Annotated in this window: 16 protein-coding genes, 1 pseudogene and 1 riboswitch; of the genes and pseudogenes, 3 read left to right on the plus strand and 14 right to left on the minus strand. The window is 34.3% G+C overall.

All coding sequences use genetic code 11. From position 1 onward, the window contains the following. Nucleotides 1–18 precede the first annotated feature (18 nt). Both ystJ and dnaE read right to left on the minus strand, forming a co-directional pair. The gene (gene ystJ, locus A9178_RS09415; protein WP_068674654.1) at nucleotides 19–1,248 is read right to left on the minus strand and encodes an NADP-dependent malic enzyme; all 1,230 of its coding nucleotides are present in this window, start codon (nucleotides 1,246–1,248) and stop codon (nucleotides 19–21) included. Between the two features lie 168 nt (nucleotides 1,249–1,416). Further along, a complete protein-coding gene (dnaE, locus tag A9178_RS09420) occupies nucleotides 1,417–4,755 on the minus strand; it encodes a DNA polymerase III subunit alpha (RefSeq protein WP_068674656.1) in 3,339 nt (1,112 codons plus the stop codon). A 585-nt stretch (nucleotides 4,756–5,340) separates the two neighbouring features. On the opposite strand from dnaE, the gene ytrH reads away from it, so the two are divergent. Continuing rightward, nucleotides 5,341–5,673 carry a sporulation membrane protein YtrH gene (gene ytrH / locus A9178_RS09425; RefSeq protein WP_068674659.1) on the plus strand — a complete coding sequence of 111 codons (333 nt, stop codon included), beginning with the start codon at nucleotides 5,341–5,343 and terminating at the stop codon, nucleotides 5,671–5,673. Next, the gene (gene ytrI, locus A9178_RS09430) at nucleotides 5,673–6,176 is read left to right on the plus strand and encodes a sporulation membrane protein YtrI (protein ID WP_068674662.1); all 504 of its coding nucleotides are present in this window, start codon (nucleotides 5,673–5,675) and stop codon (nucleotides 6,174–6,176) included. Before ytrH ends, ytrI begins: the two co-directional genes overlap by 1 nt. Before the next feature lie 24 nt (nucleotides 6,177–6,200). On the opposite strand, the gene A9178_RS09435 is transcribed toward ytrI, so the two are convergent. Beyond that, nucleotides 6,201–7,142, minus strand: coding sequence for a DHH family phosphoesterase (locus A9178_RS09435; RefSeq protein WP_068674664.1), 942 nt, complete (start codon nucleotides 7,140–7,142; stop codon nucleotides 6,201–6,203). Nucleotides 7,143–7,244: 102 nt separating this feature from the next. On the opposite strand from A9178_RS09435, the gene A9178_RS09440 reads away from it, so the two are divergent. After that, nucleotides 7,245–7,541, plus strand: coding sequence for a YtpI family protein (locus tag A9178_RS09440; protein WP_068674666.1), 297 nt, complete (start codon nucleotides 7,245–7,247; stop codon nucleotides 7,539–7,541). A gap of 60 nt (nucleotides 7,542–7,601) precedes the next feature. Here A9178_RS09440 and A9178_RS09445 read toward each other — a convergent pair whose 3' ends face one another. The 11 genes and pseudogenes from A9178_RS09445 to A9178_RS09490 all read right to left on the minus strand — a co-directional run bounded on the left by A9178_RS09445 (nucleotide 7,602) and on the right by A9178_RS09490 (nucleotide 17,202). Continuing rightward, nucleotides 7,602–8,906, minus strand: coding sequence for a DRTGG domain-containing protein (locus tag A9178_RS09445; protein ID WP_068674900.1), 1,305 nt, complete (start codon nucleotides 8,904–8,906; stop codon nucleotides 7,602–7,604). Between the two features lie 73 nt (nucleotides 8,907–8,979). Beyond that, a complete protein-coding gene (locus A9178_RS09450) occupies nucleotides 8,980–9,207 on the minus strand; it encodes a hypothetical protein (protein WP_068674668.1) in 228 nt (75 codons plus the stop codon). A 657-nt stretch (nucleotides 9,208–9,864) separates the two neighbouring features. Then, on the minus strand, nucleotides 9,865–10,395 hold the full coding sequence (gene pilO, locus A9178_RS09455) for a type 4a pilus biogenesis protein PilO (protein WP_068674670.1): 531 nt from the start codon (nucleotides 10,393–10,395) through the stop codon (nucleotides 9,865–9,867). Continuing rightward, the gene (locus A9178_RS09460) at nucleotides 10,388–10,927 is read right to left on the minus strand and encodes a hypothetical protein (protein ID WP_068674672.1); all 540 of its coding nucleotides are present in this window, start codon (nucleotides 10,925–10,927) and stop codon (nucleotides 10,388–10,390) included. Before A9178_RS09460 ends, pilO begins: the two co-directional genes overlap by 8 nt. A gap of 8 nt (nucleotides 10,928–10,935) precedes the next feature. Then, entirely contained in the window at nucleotides 10,936–11,844 is a 909-nt protein-coding gene (gene pilM, locus A9178_RS09465) for a type IV pilus biogenesis protein PilM (RefSeq protein ID WP_068674673.1), read from the minus strand. Nucleotides 11,845–11,855: 11 nt separating this feature from the next. Next, the gene (locus A9178_RS19640) at nucleotides 11,856–12,344 is read right to left on the minus strand and encodes a prepilin peptidase (RefSeq protein WP_369801969.1); all 489 of its coding nucleotides are present in this window, start codon (nucleotides 12,342–12,344) and stop codon (nucleotides 11,856–11,858) included. A 3-nt stretch (nucleotides 12,345–12,347) separates the two neighbouring features. Further along, nucleotides 12,348–12,608: pseudogene (locus tag A9178_RS19645) on the minus strand (prepilin peptidase); the annotation flags it as partial. Between the two features lie 172 nt (nucleotides 12,609–12,780). After that, a complete protein-coding gene (locus tag A9178_RS09475) occupies nucleotides 12,781–13,134 on the minus strand; it encodes a prepilin-type N-terminal cleavage/methylation domain-containing protein (protein ID WP_068674675.1) in 354 nt (117 codons plus the stop codon). Nucleotides 13,135–13,171: 37 nt separating this feature from the next. Further along, nucleotides 13,172–13,255, minus strand: a riboswitch (cyclic di-GMP riboswitch). Nucleotides 13,256–13,324: 69 nt separating this feature from the next. Further along, nucleotides 13,325–14,521 (minus strand): type II secretion system F family protein, encoded by a 1,197-nt coding sequence (locus A9178_RS09480; protein ID WP_068674676.1) that lies wholly within the window; start codon nucleotides 14,519–14,521, stop codon nucleotides 13,325–13,327. Then, complete coding sequence (locus tag A9178_RS09485) at nucleotides 14,505–15,566, minus strand: type IV pilus twitching motility protein PilT (RefSeq protein ID WP_068674677.1); 1,062 nt, start codon at nucleotides 15,564–15,566, stop codon at nucleotides 14,505–14,507. The genes A9178_RS09480 and A9178_RS09485 overlap by 17 nt, the downstream gene beginning before the upstream one ends. Before the next feature lie 10 nt (nucleotides 15,567–15,576). Continuing rightward, the gene (locus tag A9178_RS09490; RefSeq protein WP_068674678.1) at nucleotides 15,577–17,202 is read right to left on the minus strand and encodes a GspE/PulE family protein; all 1,626 of its coding nucleotides are present in this window, start codon (nucleotides 17,200–17,202) and stop codon (nucleotides 15,577–15,579) included. Nucleotides 17,203–17,205 lie beyond the last annotated feature (3 nt).

Here is a 17,205-nt window from a genome sequence, read left to right on the forward strand (position 1 = left end):
AAAGGATTGACCGGAATTTTATTTTTTTGTTAGTTTTCTTGTTTTTTCAGCAATTTCTTCTGGATCCAGTGTAATTCTTGCCACTCCTGTTTTCATCGCAGCTCTTGCGACACTTGCTGCAACAGCAGGAGCAACACGTTCATCAAAAGGAGCAGGAATCACATAATCATCATGAAGTTCTTTTTCTGTAATAAGGGAAGCTATAGCCTCCGCAGCAGCAATTTTCATTTCCTCATTAATTCTTGTAGCACGAACATCTAAAGCACCACGGAATATTCCTGGAAATGCCAAAACGTTATTTACTTGGTTTGGAAAATCAGAACGTCCTGTACCGATAACTTTAGCTCCCGCTTCCTTTGCCACTTCAGGCATTACTTCAGGCTCTGGGTTTGCCATCGCAAAGATAATAGGGTTATCATTCATTTTTGAAATCATTTCTTTAGTTAGTGCCCCACCAACAGAAACCCCAATAAAAACATCGGCTCCTTCTAATACTTCGTTTAAACTACCTTCGATTTTGTTTCTATTTGTATATTTTGCTACCTCTTCTTTCACACTGTTCATTCCATACGTTCTACCTTCAAATATAGCACCTTTAGAGTCACACATAATCACATCATGCACTCCAAAATGTTTAAGCAGCTTAATAATAGCAATACCAGCAGCTCCAGCACCATTAGCCACTACACGTATATTTGAAAAAGATTTTTCAACAAGTTTTAATGCATTAATTAATCCAGCTACCGTTACAATTGCAGTACCATGCTGATCATCATGGAATATAGGAATATTTGTTTCATTTTTAAGTCGTTCTTCAATAATAAAGCAATTAGGAGCGGCAATATCTTCTAAATTAACACCACCAAAAGTTGGTTCCATTAATTTAACAGTTTCCACAATTTTATCTACATCATGCGTATCTAAACAGATAGGAAATGAGTCCACACCCGCAAATGCTTTAAATAATACAGATTTACCTTCCATGACAGGAAGAGCTGCCTCAGGACCAATATTTCCAAGACCTAATACCGCTGAACCATCACTAACTACAGCAACCATATTCCCTTTCATTGTATAATCATATACTGTTTCTTTGCGATCATGTATTTCTTTACAAGGCTCTGCCACACCTGGTGAATATGCTAAACTTAGATCTTTTGAATTTCTAACTGGAACTTTAGATTCAATAGTTAATTTTCCTTTATTTACCTTATGCATGTGTAGTGCTTCTTCTTTTAGACTTGCCATTTTTATTATTCGCCCCTTTGATTTATAAATAAATATAATAACAATTGCCCCTAGTGGTCTGACCACTTATAATCCTACATTATATCAGATGGATGAATCATGTAAAGTAACGCCTTTTTTATTTATCGAAAAAACTTGCGCTTTCCAGAATGCACTATAATACTTCAATTATTTTTTTAATACTACATTTACATCACCAAAAAAATGTTTTAATGCTTTTAAACTTTCATAATTAGCATGAATATTATAACCTTGAGAAAGTTGATAAGTTTGTTTCGTTTCCTCGTGATAAATAATGATAGATGTACTCCCAGGATATTTATTAGCGATTTGCTGAATAGTTTGTAAAGCATCATGTTTTTTATTCGGCAGAACTTTAACAAACATTTTTTTATTTGAATTTTGATCTAAATCATTTGCTCTAAATGGTTGAACATCCTCCAAGACCCACTGTAATTTGTTATTTCTATATTCTACTTTTCCTTTAATAGTGATCATTAGCTCCTCTTTCAGCCATCGGTTAATGTTACGATAAAGTTCTGGGAATACAACAGCATCCACCTCACCCGTCTCATCACCAACTACAAGAAATGCCATCGAATCTCCACGCTTCGTTCTAATTTCTCTAAGTGATTGAATAAGTACAACGGAAGAAATATGACGCTTACCAATAAATCTTTGTACTTCCCGCAAAGCGAGATAGCCATTTCCTCTGAGGTCTGGACGGAATTCCTTTAACGGGTGACTTGAAACGAATGTCCCTATCAACTCTTTCTCATCGGCTAATTTTTTTGCTATACTAAAATCTTCAATTTGCACATAATCCATTTCGAATAAAAGTTCATTTCGAAAGAAACTAGATTGACCTGAAAATTCACTAAATAATTCACCTTGTTCTCTCGCTTGATCCAAGGATGCTAATAAACTTGCGCGATTTGAATAACTATCGTCAAACACGCCGGCCATAATTAAATTTTCCATCGTTTGTCGATTAACAAGTTTTAAATCTACTCGTAAACAAAAATCATATAAATGTTTAAAGGCACCGTTTTTCCTAACATTTAGTATTTCTTTAATCGCTTGATTACCCACACCTTTAATTGCTGCAAGTCCGATTCGAATTTGTCCTTTTTCAACGGAATACCTACCATAGCTTTTATTTATGGAAGGTGGAAGAATGTTCATATTCATTTCTCTTATTTCTTTCAAGTAAAGATTCCATTTTTCCTGCTGATTTCCAAAAGAATTTAATAATTCGGCAAAAAAATTAGCTGGATAATGTGCTTTTAAGTAACCCAAATGATACGAAATCTTACTATATGCCACTGCATGACTTCTAGGAAAACCATAATTAGAAAATCTAACAATCCAACTAAATATTTCGTTTGCTACCCTTTTTTCATACCCGTTCTTCATACAACCTTCTATGAAGGCCTCTTTTTGTTCTTCCATCACTTGATGATTCTTTTTACTAACAGCCCTTCTTAAAATATCAGCTTCCCCTAAACTAAATCCAGCAATTTTATTAGCGATTTGCATAATTTGTTCTTGGTACACTAATACACCATATGTCGGTTTCAAGATAGGTTCCAAGTCTGGATGTGGATATTGAATGGATTCACGTTTCTCTTTACGAGCAATATATACCGGAATAAAATCCATTGGACCGGGACGAAACAGCGCATTTACCGCTACAATATCTTCAAAGGAATCTGGCTTTAATTGAGTTAATACGCTTTTCATTCCTTGAGATTCAAGTTGAAAAATCCCATTCGTTTTCCCGCTTCGTAATAAAAAATATGTTTTTTGATCATATTCTGGAATTTGATCAAGAGTTACTCTTTTATAATCTGTAAACTGGATTGATTTTAATATTTTTTCTATAAAGGATAAATTACGTAATCCTAAAAAATCCATTTTTAACAAACCTAATGACTCTAGATCATTCATCGTAAATTGCGTTAATTGTGTTTCATTCGTTCCAATAGTGAGAGGTATATGGTCTAATAATGGATTATTACTAATAACAACACCAGCCGCATGAGTTGATATATGTCTTGGAATTCCTTCTAGTTTTATTGCCGCAGTAAATAGCATTTTTAATTTAGTAGAAGAAGTAATATATGCCCTCAATTCTTCTGACTCTTTTAAAATTACGGTCAGACTCTTTGATGACTGTTGTGGTAATTTATTTAAGATAAAATACATGTCTTGTTGTTCCACATTCAATGTTTTCATAAGTTCCCTAAGTAATGATCGTGCCGCAAACGTACCAAAAGTAATAATTTGCGCAACATGTTCAACACCATATTTGTTCCGTACATATTCAATCACTTCATCACGACGTTCATCCGAAAAATCCACATCTATATCTGGCATTGTTTTTCTTTCAGGATTTAAAAAACGTTCAAATAAAAGATTATATTTAATTGGATCGACATTCGTAATACCTAAGAGATAGGCAACAAGGGAACCTGCAGATGATCCTCTTCCCGGTCCAACCAATATATTTTTTTCTTTCGCATACTGTATAAAATCTGCAACAATTAGGAAGTAATCACTAAATTTCATCTTTTGTATTGTTTCTAATTCGTATTCCAATCTTTTGGAAATAACATCCGTAACAGTAGTATATTTTTTCTTCACATTTTCCCAACAAACCTTTTCTAAGTGCTGATCTGCACTTATATTATCAGGAAGAGGAAATGAAGGTAATAACTTCTTATTAAAGTCAAAAGCTACATTACATTTATTTTTTATAATCTCGGTCTCTTCTAACACTTCAGGCCACTCACTTTGGAAAATATGTTCCATTTCCAATGTCGACCTTAAATGTTTACGTTTTACGCTTGGTGAGGACAATTTCATATCCCATTGTTTTCCCTTTTTCATGGACTGCAAAATATCAAAAGCTACATCATCTTTTTCATCTAAATAACGTACATCACATAAAGGAACGACGGAGATTCCTGACATATCTTGAAATGATTTTAATGATAGAAAGAGTCTTTGTTCATCCGGTTGAATCCCTAAATAAAAATCACCTACTAGGAATAACTCCAGCCAATCCCCTAGGAAATGTTGCATTTCCCCATGTGGTTGATGAATCAACAAATTCTCTATTACAGGATTATTTGTTGGTAATATTCCGATTACATCATTAGTAAATTCCGATAACATCTTCCTTGAAATAACATGTTGTTGATTTAACTGTATGTGCGAGCTTAATTGAGTAAGACTTTGATAGCCATTATTATTTTTAGCTAAAAGAACCAGCTCGAACATATTCTCATTCTGTTCGACAAAAACAGTCATACCTATAATGGGCTTTATACCATTTTTTACACATGCCTTGTAAAATGGAATAACCCCATAAAGAACATGTTCATCAGTTAAGGCTAGTCCATTAAATTGCAGCTTTTTAGCCTTTTCTATTAATTTATCAATCGTTATTGTACTATCCATTAAACTGTAGCCACTTCTAACATGTAAATGTGTAAAAGCCATTTTAAATCACGCCTTCTTTCTATATCCTATTATACCAATTATAAAAGAACATGCATCCGGTAAGATTCCGTTTAGATCCATACAGAATATCATAACTCGTCCATCGATTTCATAAGATGTGTTAGAACCTTGAACAAAAGCGCAAGCGCTCGTTTAGCGACGTACGGACTGCGCCTGGCCATGCCAGGTGGTCCGATGTTGCCGCGCAAAGCGGCGGTCTTAATCGGACATTCCCTGTCGTAGGAGATTAGATAAACTTGATTTTACGAATGTAAAATCATAGTGAATCTTATGCTGGATGCGAAAAGGAAACACGCCCCTTCATAGGGGTGTGCCGACGTTGGCCGCAAAGGCCGTTCTTAGTCGGCCTTCCTTCTTCTGTGAGTCGATGTTGACTTTCACCGCAAGGGTATAAGTGCAACTAAGCCTCTGGTTTCACCAATCGGCAAGTCTTCTTTATCGTACGGAGGTGAAGGAAGTCTCGCTAGTCGCTGAGCGCTGGAGCTGGACGTGGCCTTCCCAATAAAAAGATTTAATAGGCTAATTTTTTACACTTTCTTATTTGTCCATAAAGGAGGTAAAAATATGGAAGAGCGTTTTTTTGATACTTTTATCCACTGTTACTTCATTGCGTTTGGGTTAATTATAGGTGGTTCTATAATAGGAAGTATCGCAGCATTTGCAATTGGGGAGGCACCAGTTAGTTCCATTACTCGAATTGCAAATAATTTACGAATATGGGCTATTGTTGCGGCCATTGGAGGAACATTTGACGCAATAGAAAACTTTCAGAAGGGCTTGCTTGATGGATCAACATTAGATTTATTTAAACAAGTTCTTTTAATACTCTCCGCAATGGGAGGAGTTAAAACAGCAACTTTACTACTTGAATGGCTTATCCAAGGAGAAATTTCATAATGCATATTCCACCTTACTATAAAAAACCTTCATGGCAACGTTTTTTTGTCGGAGCAGTTTTAGGTGGGATCATTGCATATGTCATACTTTTGTATATGCACGGATCGATGTATGAATCGTTATTAGAAGAAAACCAACAATTAAAGTCTAAAATTAGTGAACTAACGTTACAAAACGAAGCATTAACAAAAAGTAATGAAGATTTGAATGAAAAAACAAATAAATCTCCTATCGTTGAGAGTATTGAAATAAACATTGACAACTGGGAAAAATATAAGTTGGACCGATTAACCGTATATGAACTGGAAGAATTGGTTAAAGATGAAATTAATCATTTAGTTGGAGAAAAAGTTTCCATCGTCGCTGAAAGTGATTTCCTTTTAGAACGGGCTATTGAAAACAAAAGTTATAAATTGAATGACGTTACTTATTATTTTAATACTTCTAAAATGATTATTTCTGAAACGTTAAAATTAACATTAGAAGCAAAATTAACGGAATAAAGGGAGATGGAATTCCACCTCCTTTTAATCATTTTTACAAGCCTTATCTAAATCACTAATCACAGCCTCCGCTTCATCCCATGAATAAATTGTTGCACCGGATGCTAATGGATGACCTCCTCCATTATATTTTTCTGCAATGGTATTAATGATAGGCCCTTTCGAACGCAATCTAACACGGATTTGTTCTTCTTCCTCAATAAAAAACACCCATGCCCGTATCCCTTCCACATCACTGATTACATTAACCATTTGTCCAGTTTCAGAAGGTGTAACACCAAATTTGGCCAAAATTTCCTTTGTTAACTTAATAACACATAGACCTGATGAGTATAGGTTAAATTGTTGTAGTATATACCCTTTTAATCTAGAAATATTATCCTTTACACTATATAAATCTGTAAATAGTTTCGTTCTATTAAAATCATATGTAATTAGTTCAGAAGCATATTGAAATGTTTTTTCAGTAGTATTGGGAAACATAAATCTCCCTGTATCCCCAACTATCCCAGCAAATAATAATCTTGCAGCTTCAGAATTTAGTTTTAAACTATATTCCTTACCTAATTTATAAAATTCATAAATCATTTCACTAACTGAACTTGCTTCCGTATTTTCCCAACGAATATCACCATATTCATCTACAATTGGATGGTGATCAATCTTGATTAGCTTTTTCCCCATATTATATCGTTGGTCATCAATACGAGGCGAGTTTGCTGTATCACAAACAATTACTAAGGCATTTTCATAATAAGAATCTTGTACTTCATCCATTCGTATTAAAAACGTTAAATCGGGATCATCTTCACCAACTACATAAACTTGTTTTTCTGGAAAGGATGCTTTTATTATTTCTTTTAATCCACCTTGAGAACCTAATGCATCAGGATCTGGACGAACATGACGATGAATAATGATGGTTTCATAGGATTGGATGGAATCAATTATTTTATCGATAGACATGTAAAAACTCCTCTTTTCAGTAATTTCATTGTTAATATCTAGCAACCCTGCTTAAAAAAAGATACAATAGGATTGTATTTCATTTTACCTAGGAGAGATAATATGATTATTTTACCAATTCTTATTGTTTTATCACTTGTACTCTATGTATATTATAAAGTTGCTATCCTTAAGAGTAAAGATGGCCTTACTCAACATTATTTTAATGCGAGATCAAAAATCTGTCTTGGTAGTTTTGTTTTTTGTTTCGGGATTAATCAATACTTTTTCTATCTAACTCGTATTTCTTTATTTATCGGAATTATTTTCGTATTACTCGGAATGTATCAAATGTACGATGGATTCAAACAAAATAAACATTACCGTAACGAGTGGAAAAGATTGAATCCTTATAACTAAACCATGAATAAACCAAGCTGAACGATTCAGCTTGGTTTTTTCTTTTTTAACAAACGTCATTTAACGATGGATTAGTTGAGCCATGATTAATCCTTTTCCTACTAATTTATTTTCGCTAAATACTTCTACATCTATCTTTGCGTATAATCTCCCTACACCTAGGACAGTTGGTTTGATTGTTAATATACTTTCAATTTGCACAGGCTTATTAAAATAAACCGTTATATTTTCAATTGCGATATCCGCTTTTCTATCTTTTTGCAATAATCTTGAACTAGCTTCTGTCATAAGTGCTGTGAAAACCCCATTCGACAATGTCCCCAACTGGTTTGTCATTTGCGGAATTACTTCTGTCGTATATACTTCTTCATCCTCTAAAAATTGCAAGTTACGCGAAACAATATCATCAATCGTTTCTCCTACTTGCGGTTGTCTTTGTACATACTGAAGTGCCTTTAGCACATCTTGTCTGGAAACAACCCCTTTTAAAATTCCGGAACTGTCAACTACTGGAACCACTTCTATCCCTTCCCAAACCATCGTATGGGAAACGGAAGCAAGAGATGTTTTTGATTGTACAACTAGGGGTTTCTTACTCATCACCCGGTCAATAATAATATTTTTATCTTTTCCTACAATATCTTTAGAAGAAACCATTCCTATCACACGTAATTTTTCATCAACTATCGGAAAACGAGAATGCCCTGATTTTTCATTAAGTTCATACCATTTTCCAATCGTATCCTTTGTTTTTATATAACTCGTTTCCTCCAAAGTAGTGGCAATGTCACCAACAAAAATAATTTCCTTCTTAATTAATTGGTCATATATTGCCCGGTTAATCATAGCCGCCACAGTGAACGTATCATAACTTGTGGATATAATTGGCAACTCTTTGTCATCTGCTAATTTTTTAATATGTCCCTCTGTATCAAATCCACCAGTAATTAAAACAGCGGCTCCTTCATTTAAAGCTAACTCATGCGCTTTAATTCGGTTCCCTACAATAAGTAAAGAGCCCGCCTCGGTATAACGCATCATCGCTTCAAGTTGCATCGCACCTATAACAAATTTACTTAACGTTTTATGAAGACCATTACTACCACCTAATACTTGTCCATCGATAATATTAACAACTTCAGCAAAGGTTAACTTTTCAAAGTTCTCTTTCTTCTTACGCTCAATACGAATCGTTCCTACACGCTCTATCGTACTAACGAGTCCTTGATTTTCAGCATCTTTAATCGCTCGATATGCAGTTCCATCACTCACATTTAATTGTTTGGCAATTTGCCGTACAGAAATTTTATGGCCAACATCTAATGAAATGATATGTTGAATGATTTGTTCATGTTTTGTTGTCACCATTAACATCACCAGCTTTCAACTGTACTATCTCATCTTTTAAATAATATTATACAGTTGAAACTGTAGAATCTCAATGCATATCTACCTGCCTTGCAGTTAGCTCCTTCTGTTCCATTACAGGTGGTTTAGTCATTTGTAAAAGCGTGGCTAAATTCGCTCCTATCACAAGGAATAGAAATACTAGCCAACTCCCCCAAAATAGTTTTTCTACAGTCGTTGCAGCATACGGAAAATACGGCCATGCTACATAAAGGAAAAACGCAGCTAATAGTAAACGTAAAATTGCGTAGTTTTTCATAAAATCCCCCTTTCTATCTATAAATATGAAAACCAGAACCCTTTAGAACTTATTATTTTAGACAAGATGATCATTGTAAGAGTTGTAAGGAAAGAGTTATTATTCGGGCAAAAAAAATAAGCCTGCTTTGGCAAGCTTTATCCTCTTTGTTCTTGAAGAATAGAGATGTCCGCTTTTGCTTCTAATAATTCGTTGGAAAGGAGTGTTACTTTCTTGTCCACTTTTCGAATATCTTGCTTAAGTTCCGTTCTCATTTCTTTTACTTCATTTTCTAGATTAGAAACTCGTCCTTCTAAATTGGTTAATCTTTTTTTACACTTCCTAATCTAACATTAATTTCTTTAACCGTATTAGCCACTTCTTGTATCGCCATAAATAAATCATTATTTGAAACTTCCGCCAATTCGATTCCCTCCTTCTTCTATGGTGCTCAAATATTAGCATGTGATACTTATTTCAACAACAACCAAAAAGACAAAACAAACGACATTTGGAATTCAAAAATATAGTTTCACTCTAGGTAAAAATCGTTTTCGAACATGTATGCATACCTATTTTTAAAAAACAAACTAAGATTATTAGTAATCTTCCACCACCAACGCTGTACAGCAGTGGGGATTGACAGTAGATTAAAATAGCCCCCTTCCTAAGAAAGAGCTATCCTTTATAAAATATGGTAACCGTTAATGTAAGATAAACATCTGTATCCGTTTGTTCTATATTTACCGTATCAATTCTCATAAGCCTATCACTTGTAATGACTTTATCCATAAAAGAGTTTATATCTTTTAAATTTCTACCTTCTACGTCTAATGCATAAGACCTTTCCTGCAAATTTGTATCTTCTTCGTCATGATCGCCTTCTAATTCTGATGAAGAAGCGATATTGTCTATATTGACATTTGCAGAACTAGCAATATTGTTTATATTTATTAACATACTGTCTGGGGAAGGTTCATTTGGAACAAAATCGGCAACCCGTAAAAGTTCGTCATCTAAATCTTCGGTTGTTTGATTTTGTAATTTATCTAATTGGTTTTCATACATAGAAACCTCTGTAGCTAGTGCCTCTTTATCTACTTTAAGCGGCTTTATTATTGTAAAGTACGAAATACCATAAATGGCAAATACAGCAGCAATTACCGCTACTAATATATATGTTCGCTTTTTCGGCCAATTTTTAATCATCTGTACTAAACTCCTTTAACAAAGCAGCCTGATCAATAGTTAAAGTTAACGTAGCTTCATATGTGGATTCTTGTTTACCAATATTGGTTAATTCCGTTTCTCTTACATAATCTAGATTGGATAAAGATGAAATATTTTTAGCAGCATCATCCAGTGAAGTGAATTCTGCTCGAATCACAACTGTATCTTCCCCAGAAAAATCATAGTTCAATAGATCGTCCGAATTGATGATGTTTAATAAATCATGATAAAGAGGAACAGTAGGAATTGTTTCACTTTGTAAGACCTGAATATCTTTTTGAAGCTGCTTAAGTTCCCTTTTTCCAGTATATTCCTTTTGTATTTCTAAGATAGATGCTTCGATTTGCTCCTTCTGATTATTCAAGGAAGCCATTTCTGTTGTATATTGATTTTTTTGATAAAGTAACATACCAACTACCACGAGTAAAAGGATTATAAATGCTATTCCCCACCAAAGGAAAGCTGAATATTTATTTGTCTTTTTTTCAATAAAATTTATCTCTGTATTCATCGCTTTCCTTACACATCCTTCTTCAAAGCTAAACCTAGCACATCCACATAGGTTGCTTTCAGTTCATCTCTTTCAAAGTTCTCTATTGGTATTTCCACCATCTCGAATAATAACTGTTTTATTTTTGCCAAATACAGAAAATCACCAGATAAAATCAATTGGTTAATCTGGTATTCACCTTTTGTAATAGAATAACGATAGAAATCAATTATTCGATTAATTTCAATAAGGTAATCATTAACATACTGCATCAACGATTCTTCCTCTAAATCCGTACTGATATCGTTCACTTTTATATGTCGGGTAAAGACAGCCTTATGTTCCTGAATAATGGTCAAACTTAATGAATCATTATTCCAATGGATGAGCAGAACATGCTTTTTGTCATCAGATTTATTTTTATAATAGTATCGATATATAGATAGAGAAGTTAAGTCCGCAGCCGTTGGATTTAATCCTGCATTTTGAAAGGCATCTATGTATTCTGTTAATTTTTCTTTTGGATAAGCATATAAAAGTACATGGTGTTTACCTTCCTCTGTATCCAATAATTCGATATCGATAACTGGATTAGAAAAAGGTAAATAAATTTGATTTCCAATTTGTGTATAGATATAACTTTTTGCTTCATCCTTCGTTAAGGAAGCAGGTATTTGAATTTGTCTTATCACAACCGTATCATCCGGCATAGCAATAAAAAGATTTTTACGTTTCCATTTATGTTGATGGACTAACTGATTGACAACTTCTGTAAATACGGCCTTATTTATTAATCTTCCATCTTGGATGGTACCCTGTGGTATTTCAATCTGTCCATGTTCCATTAATCCGTTCATCGTATTTGATTTGTGAAAAGCATAACGCAAAACATGATTCGTTATAGCAATATTGACCCTACCTTTATTTAAAAAACTCATGCTGTCACCTCTTATAGCAAGTTTATATACCAGTTTAATAATGTATCACCGTAAAAATACGCAATAAGTGATCCAAAAACAATATATGGTCCAAATGGGACTGGCTGTTTTCTTCCTACTATTTTAGTTAATAGTAAAAAAACGCCAATAATAGCACCGATCATACAAGATAAGAAAAAGGCCAATAAAACCTTTTGTACACCAAGCACAATGCCTAACACACCAAAAAGTTTCATATCTCCAGCACCCATTCCACCACGACTTAAAATAATAATAATAGCCAAAAGTACTACCCCAATGATAGCACCTATAATCGGTGACCACCATGGTTCAAGCGGAACTAGGACTCGCATCAAAATAAAAAATGGCAGAAAGAAAAGTAAAACTTTATTAGGGATTAGCATATATTTGATATCTGAAACAAATATAATCATGAGCATGGATACAAGTAATAGGGCTGTGATCAATTCGAATTTAAAACCAATGATTGAAAAACTCAATGCAAATAGAACACCTGTGAATAGTTCTATAGTTGGATAGATATATGAGATTTTCCCCTTACAATGTCTACATTTCCCACGTTGAATCAGGAAGGAAAAGAGCGGAATATTTTCGTACCATGTCAGTTGATGATTGCAATATGGACAAGCGGAACGGTCATTTGCGAAGGGTATATTTTTTGGAAGACGTAAACCGACGACGTTGAAGAATGAGCCGAAAACGAGGCCTATGAGGAAGAAAAGTAATATATTGATAAAAATCATTATTTTGCTCCTTCGTATTGTTAATTAAAGAAAACGCCCTAGAGTTAGGGCTAGGGCGTAAATTATTAATTAAAAAAAACCTATATTTTTATAAAAAACATAACTACAATAATCTATCTAAAAGGGTTAATAAAAAATTTCTATAATCAACCTAGGACTAACCTTGTCCATCCTAACCGTTAGAACCTTTAGTAAACTTGAATACCCCGTCACTCTTGGAAACAGATCCAGAATACGCATTATCTGTTGTAGGATCAATTGGAACTTCTTCTAGATATCCTAATTCATGTAATTTATCAACTGTCATTCCTTCTGTAAACTCACCACTGACGTCTGCCAACCTTGCTGCGTTTTCTATTAATTCTATGTTAGCTTCATCTGCATCATCTTTTGACTTACTTACTATGTTCCCAACTGCTGGAATAGCAATGGCCAAAATAATCGCCAAAATCGCAATAACTGCTAGTAACTCAACTAGCGTAAATCCTTTCTCTTTCTTTACCATCTTTTTAATGCGTTGTAACATTAAAATCGACTCCTCTCTTTTTTAAAAATCTAAAATGTATGAAGTCGGCCGGTTGCACTACTTGCTCCAGATTACCAAAGTGCCCAAATAACAGTAATCTATCATCACTTCCTACTTATTACCTACTTAAATTATATATGAATCTATTAAAAATAACCATACATAATATGACAAATTTATTAAAAAAACACTAAAATGTTTCAAACATACTAAACATCGGAATAACCATTGCAAGAACAATTCCGCCAACTAATAAACTAAGAATAACAACCATAATTGGCTCGATTAACGTTTTAATTCTATCAGATAATTGATTCACTTCTTCTTCATAAAATTCAGCAGCCTTCCTTAACATGTGATCCAATGTACCGGTTCTCTCTCCGATTTGGATCATTTGTACAATGAGTGGTGGAAATGCCCAGTGTCCTTTCATTGCCCTTGCTATGGATTCCCCGGAAGTTAGTTGCTCCCTAGCCTGTCCAATGACATCCCGGATGACACGATTTCCAACTACTCTTTCGGTAATTTCCATAGACTGTAAAATTGGAACAGAACTGTTTACCAAAGTGCTAAGGGTTTGGGTCATTCTAACTAATGCCCCTTTATGTGCTAAAACACCTAATAGAGGAAATCTCATTTTAATCACATCTACTTGATAAGCGAAACGATCAAATTGTATGAAATATTTATACAAAACAGCAGCAAGAATTACAACAGCAAATAGAATCCACCAATATTTTCCAACCCAATCACTTAAATTCAGTACAAATTGTGTATAAGCGGGAACCTCCTCCCCCATCGAACCAAACATATTAACAAAAGTTGGTACGATAAATACGAGAAGAAAGATACTTAATAATATCGTAATGACCCCAACCACACTCGGGTACATAAGTGCTGAAACAACTTTCTGCTTATTACGATAATCTTTCTCATAATAATCAGCCATTTCATTTAAAATATCATCCAGTTTACCGCTCGCTTCTCCTGCATGAATCATATTAACTAGTAATGAGGGGAATACTTTTGGATGCCTCTCTGCTGCCTTTGATAGTGCTACCCCACGACCTAATTGTTTATCAATGTCAGTTAATGCAGTTTTTAATGCGTAGTTCTCCGTTTGCTCTATCATCGTTTTAGTTGAATCGGAAATAGAAATCCCAGCTCGTATTAATGTAGCATACTGCCTTAAAAATACGACAAAGTCTTTTACTTTAACTTTTTTATTTAAAATAATATCCTTATTCCAAGGTTTTGTTTCTTCAATATTTAAAATGATAAGACCACTAGATTCTAATTCACGCAAAGCTTGTGCCTTAGAATCTGCATCAATTTTCCCTTTTATTTTCTGACCAGATATTCGTTTTCCGCTATACTGAAAATTCATAACTAATATTCCTTTCATTTAAAAAAGGTGCGGCAGTTTCAAATGTAATTTGGTCTTCTTGGACTAAACGTTTCAAATCCATTTCCAATGTATGCATCCCTTGTTCCCGTGAAGTTTGTAAAACATTCTGCACTTGGTGTAATTTTTCATTACGGATTAAATTTTTAACAGCAGACGTGTTCAATAAAACTTCCGTTGCCACCCTACGTCCAGTCTGATCTTTGGTAATTAATAATCGTTGAGAAATAACAGCTCTAAGAATAGTAGACAGTTGAATACGAATCTGTGTTTGTTGTTCTGCAGGAAAAACATCTATAATCCTTTCAATTGTAGAAACGGCATCTGTCGTATGTAAGGTAGCCAGCACTAAGTGCCCAGTTTCTGCAGCTGTTATCGCAGTTGAAATCGTATCTAAGTCACGCATTTCTCCTACTAAGATGACATCAGGATCCTGTCGTAAACATGCTCGTAATCCTTGAGAAAATGATTTTGTGTCAAATCCGATTTCCCGCTGATCGATAATCGACTTCTGATGTTTATGCATATACTCTATCGGATCCTCCAGGGTTATAATATGATTCTCCATTCCCTGATTCATGTAATTTATCATCGAAGCTAGAGTTGTACTTTTCCCGCTTCCTGTAGGACCAGTGACCAATACTAATCCTTGGGGATAATGCATGATATCTTTTGCAATTTGCGGCAAATATAATTCTTCGATAGATGGTATCCTTGTCGGAATCGTACGAACAGCAAGAGATAGCTCTCCACGCTGATAAAAAACATTCATACGAAAACGAGATAAACCTTCAATTCCATAAGAAAAATCAAGCTCCCGTTTATCTTCTAATTTTTTATATAAATCATCTGACAATATTGCCTTCACAATATCTCTTGTATGGGAAGGGATTAAAACAGATTCACTAGTTTGTTCTACTAAACTACCATTAATTCGAAAGATAGGGGCCTTGCCAACGGTTAAATGTACGTCAGATGCATTTACCTCACATGCTTCTTTTAGCCAATTATCAAATATCTGTTTCATATATATCCCCCTATTCAGAAATAGAAACTTGGATAATTTCATCCATTGTTGTTAATCCCGCTTTTACTTTTTCTAACCCATCTTGCATGAGAAATGACATACCATTCATTTTGGTATGTTCTTTAATATCTGCCATAGAAGCATGATTTAAAAGCAATCTTTTTACTTCATCATCTAAATCTAACACTTCATGTACAGCTAACCTACCTCGATATCCTTTTTGGTGACATGCACTGCATCCCTTACCATAAAAGACTTTGTCTATTTCTACACCATTCTTTTTAAAAATTTCTTTTTCCATTTCTGTTAAATCTCTTTCCGTTCTACAATCCCGGCAAATCCTTCTTACTAACCGTTGTGCAACGACACCGGATAAAGAAGAAACTACTAAATATGGTTCAATCCCCATATCAAATAAGCGCGGGATTGTTTCGATTGCATTATTTGTATGCAACGTACTAAACACTAAATGTCCTGTTAAGGAAGCACGAATAGCAATTTCAGCGGTTTCTTGATCACGTATTTCTCCCACCATGATAATATTGGGGTCTTGTCGTAAAATGGAGCGTAACCCTTCAGCAAATGTCAGTCCCACTCTACCATTTACCTGAACCTGGTTAATCCCTTCTAGTTGATATTCCACAGGATCTTCAACGGTAATGATATTAACATTTTCTTTATTTAATTGGTTAATAGCTGCATATAACGTTGTTGATTTACCAGATCCGGTTGGTCCTGTTAACAGAACAAGGCCAGATGGTTGAGCGAGGAATTTTTTAAACTTTTGTTCATTCTCATTAGAAAAATCTAGTTCACTTAAGTCTAATAAAGTATTGGTTAAATCTAATATACGAATAACTACTTTTTCTCCATATACGGTTGGTAATGTTGAAATACGTAAATCAACAGGTGTAACACCAACAGTTGTTTTTATCCTTCCATCCTGAGGCAAACGAGTTCTCGTAATATCTAAATCAGCTAAAATTTTAATTCTAGCAATTAAAGAGTTTTGCAACTGTTTAGAAACAATTTTTTCCGTTTGTAATTGTCCATCAATACGATATCTTACGTAAACACTTGCTTCATGCGGGTCAATATGAATATCGCTAGCTTTTAATTGGACTCCTGTTGTTAGCAGTTGGTCCAACAACTTAATAACTGGAGATTCATCCCCTTCGTTTTCATTAATTGCTAAAGCTTCTGCTTCATTTTTATAATAATATTTATTTATCGCATATAAAATATCATCTCTTGCCGCAATAACAGGTGAAATACTAATACCTGTGGATAATTCTAAATCATCAATAACGAAATAATCCATCGGGTCTTTCATGGCAACCAATAGTTCATTATCTTGAATCCGTAATGGCATAATATAATGTTCTTGTGCCATTTCTTTAGAAATAAGTCCGAGTACATTTTCATCTATTGGGTAACGATATAATGATACATGCGGAATACCTAATTGATATTCAAGCACTTCAATTAATTGTTGTTCTGTTATATAACCTAAATCAAGCAAGGCGTCACCGAGCTTTTGATTTTCATTTTTATTTTCTAAAGCTTCTCTAACTTGATCCTCTGTTACCAGACTAGCTTCTTGAAGTAAATCCCCCAGGCGTTTACGAACTAACATGTT

It is taken from the genome of Oceanobacillus sp. Castelsardo (genome assembly GCF_001659985.1).
In the GTDB taxonomy this organism is placed as follows: domain Bacteria; phylum Bacillota; class Bacilli; order Bacillales; family Amphibacillaceae; genus Oceanobacillus.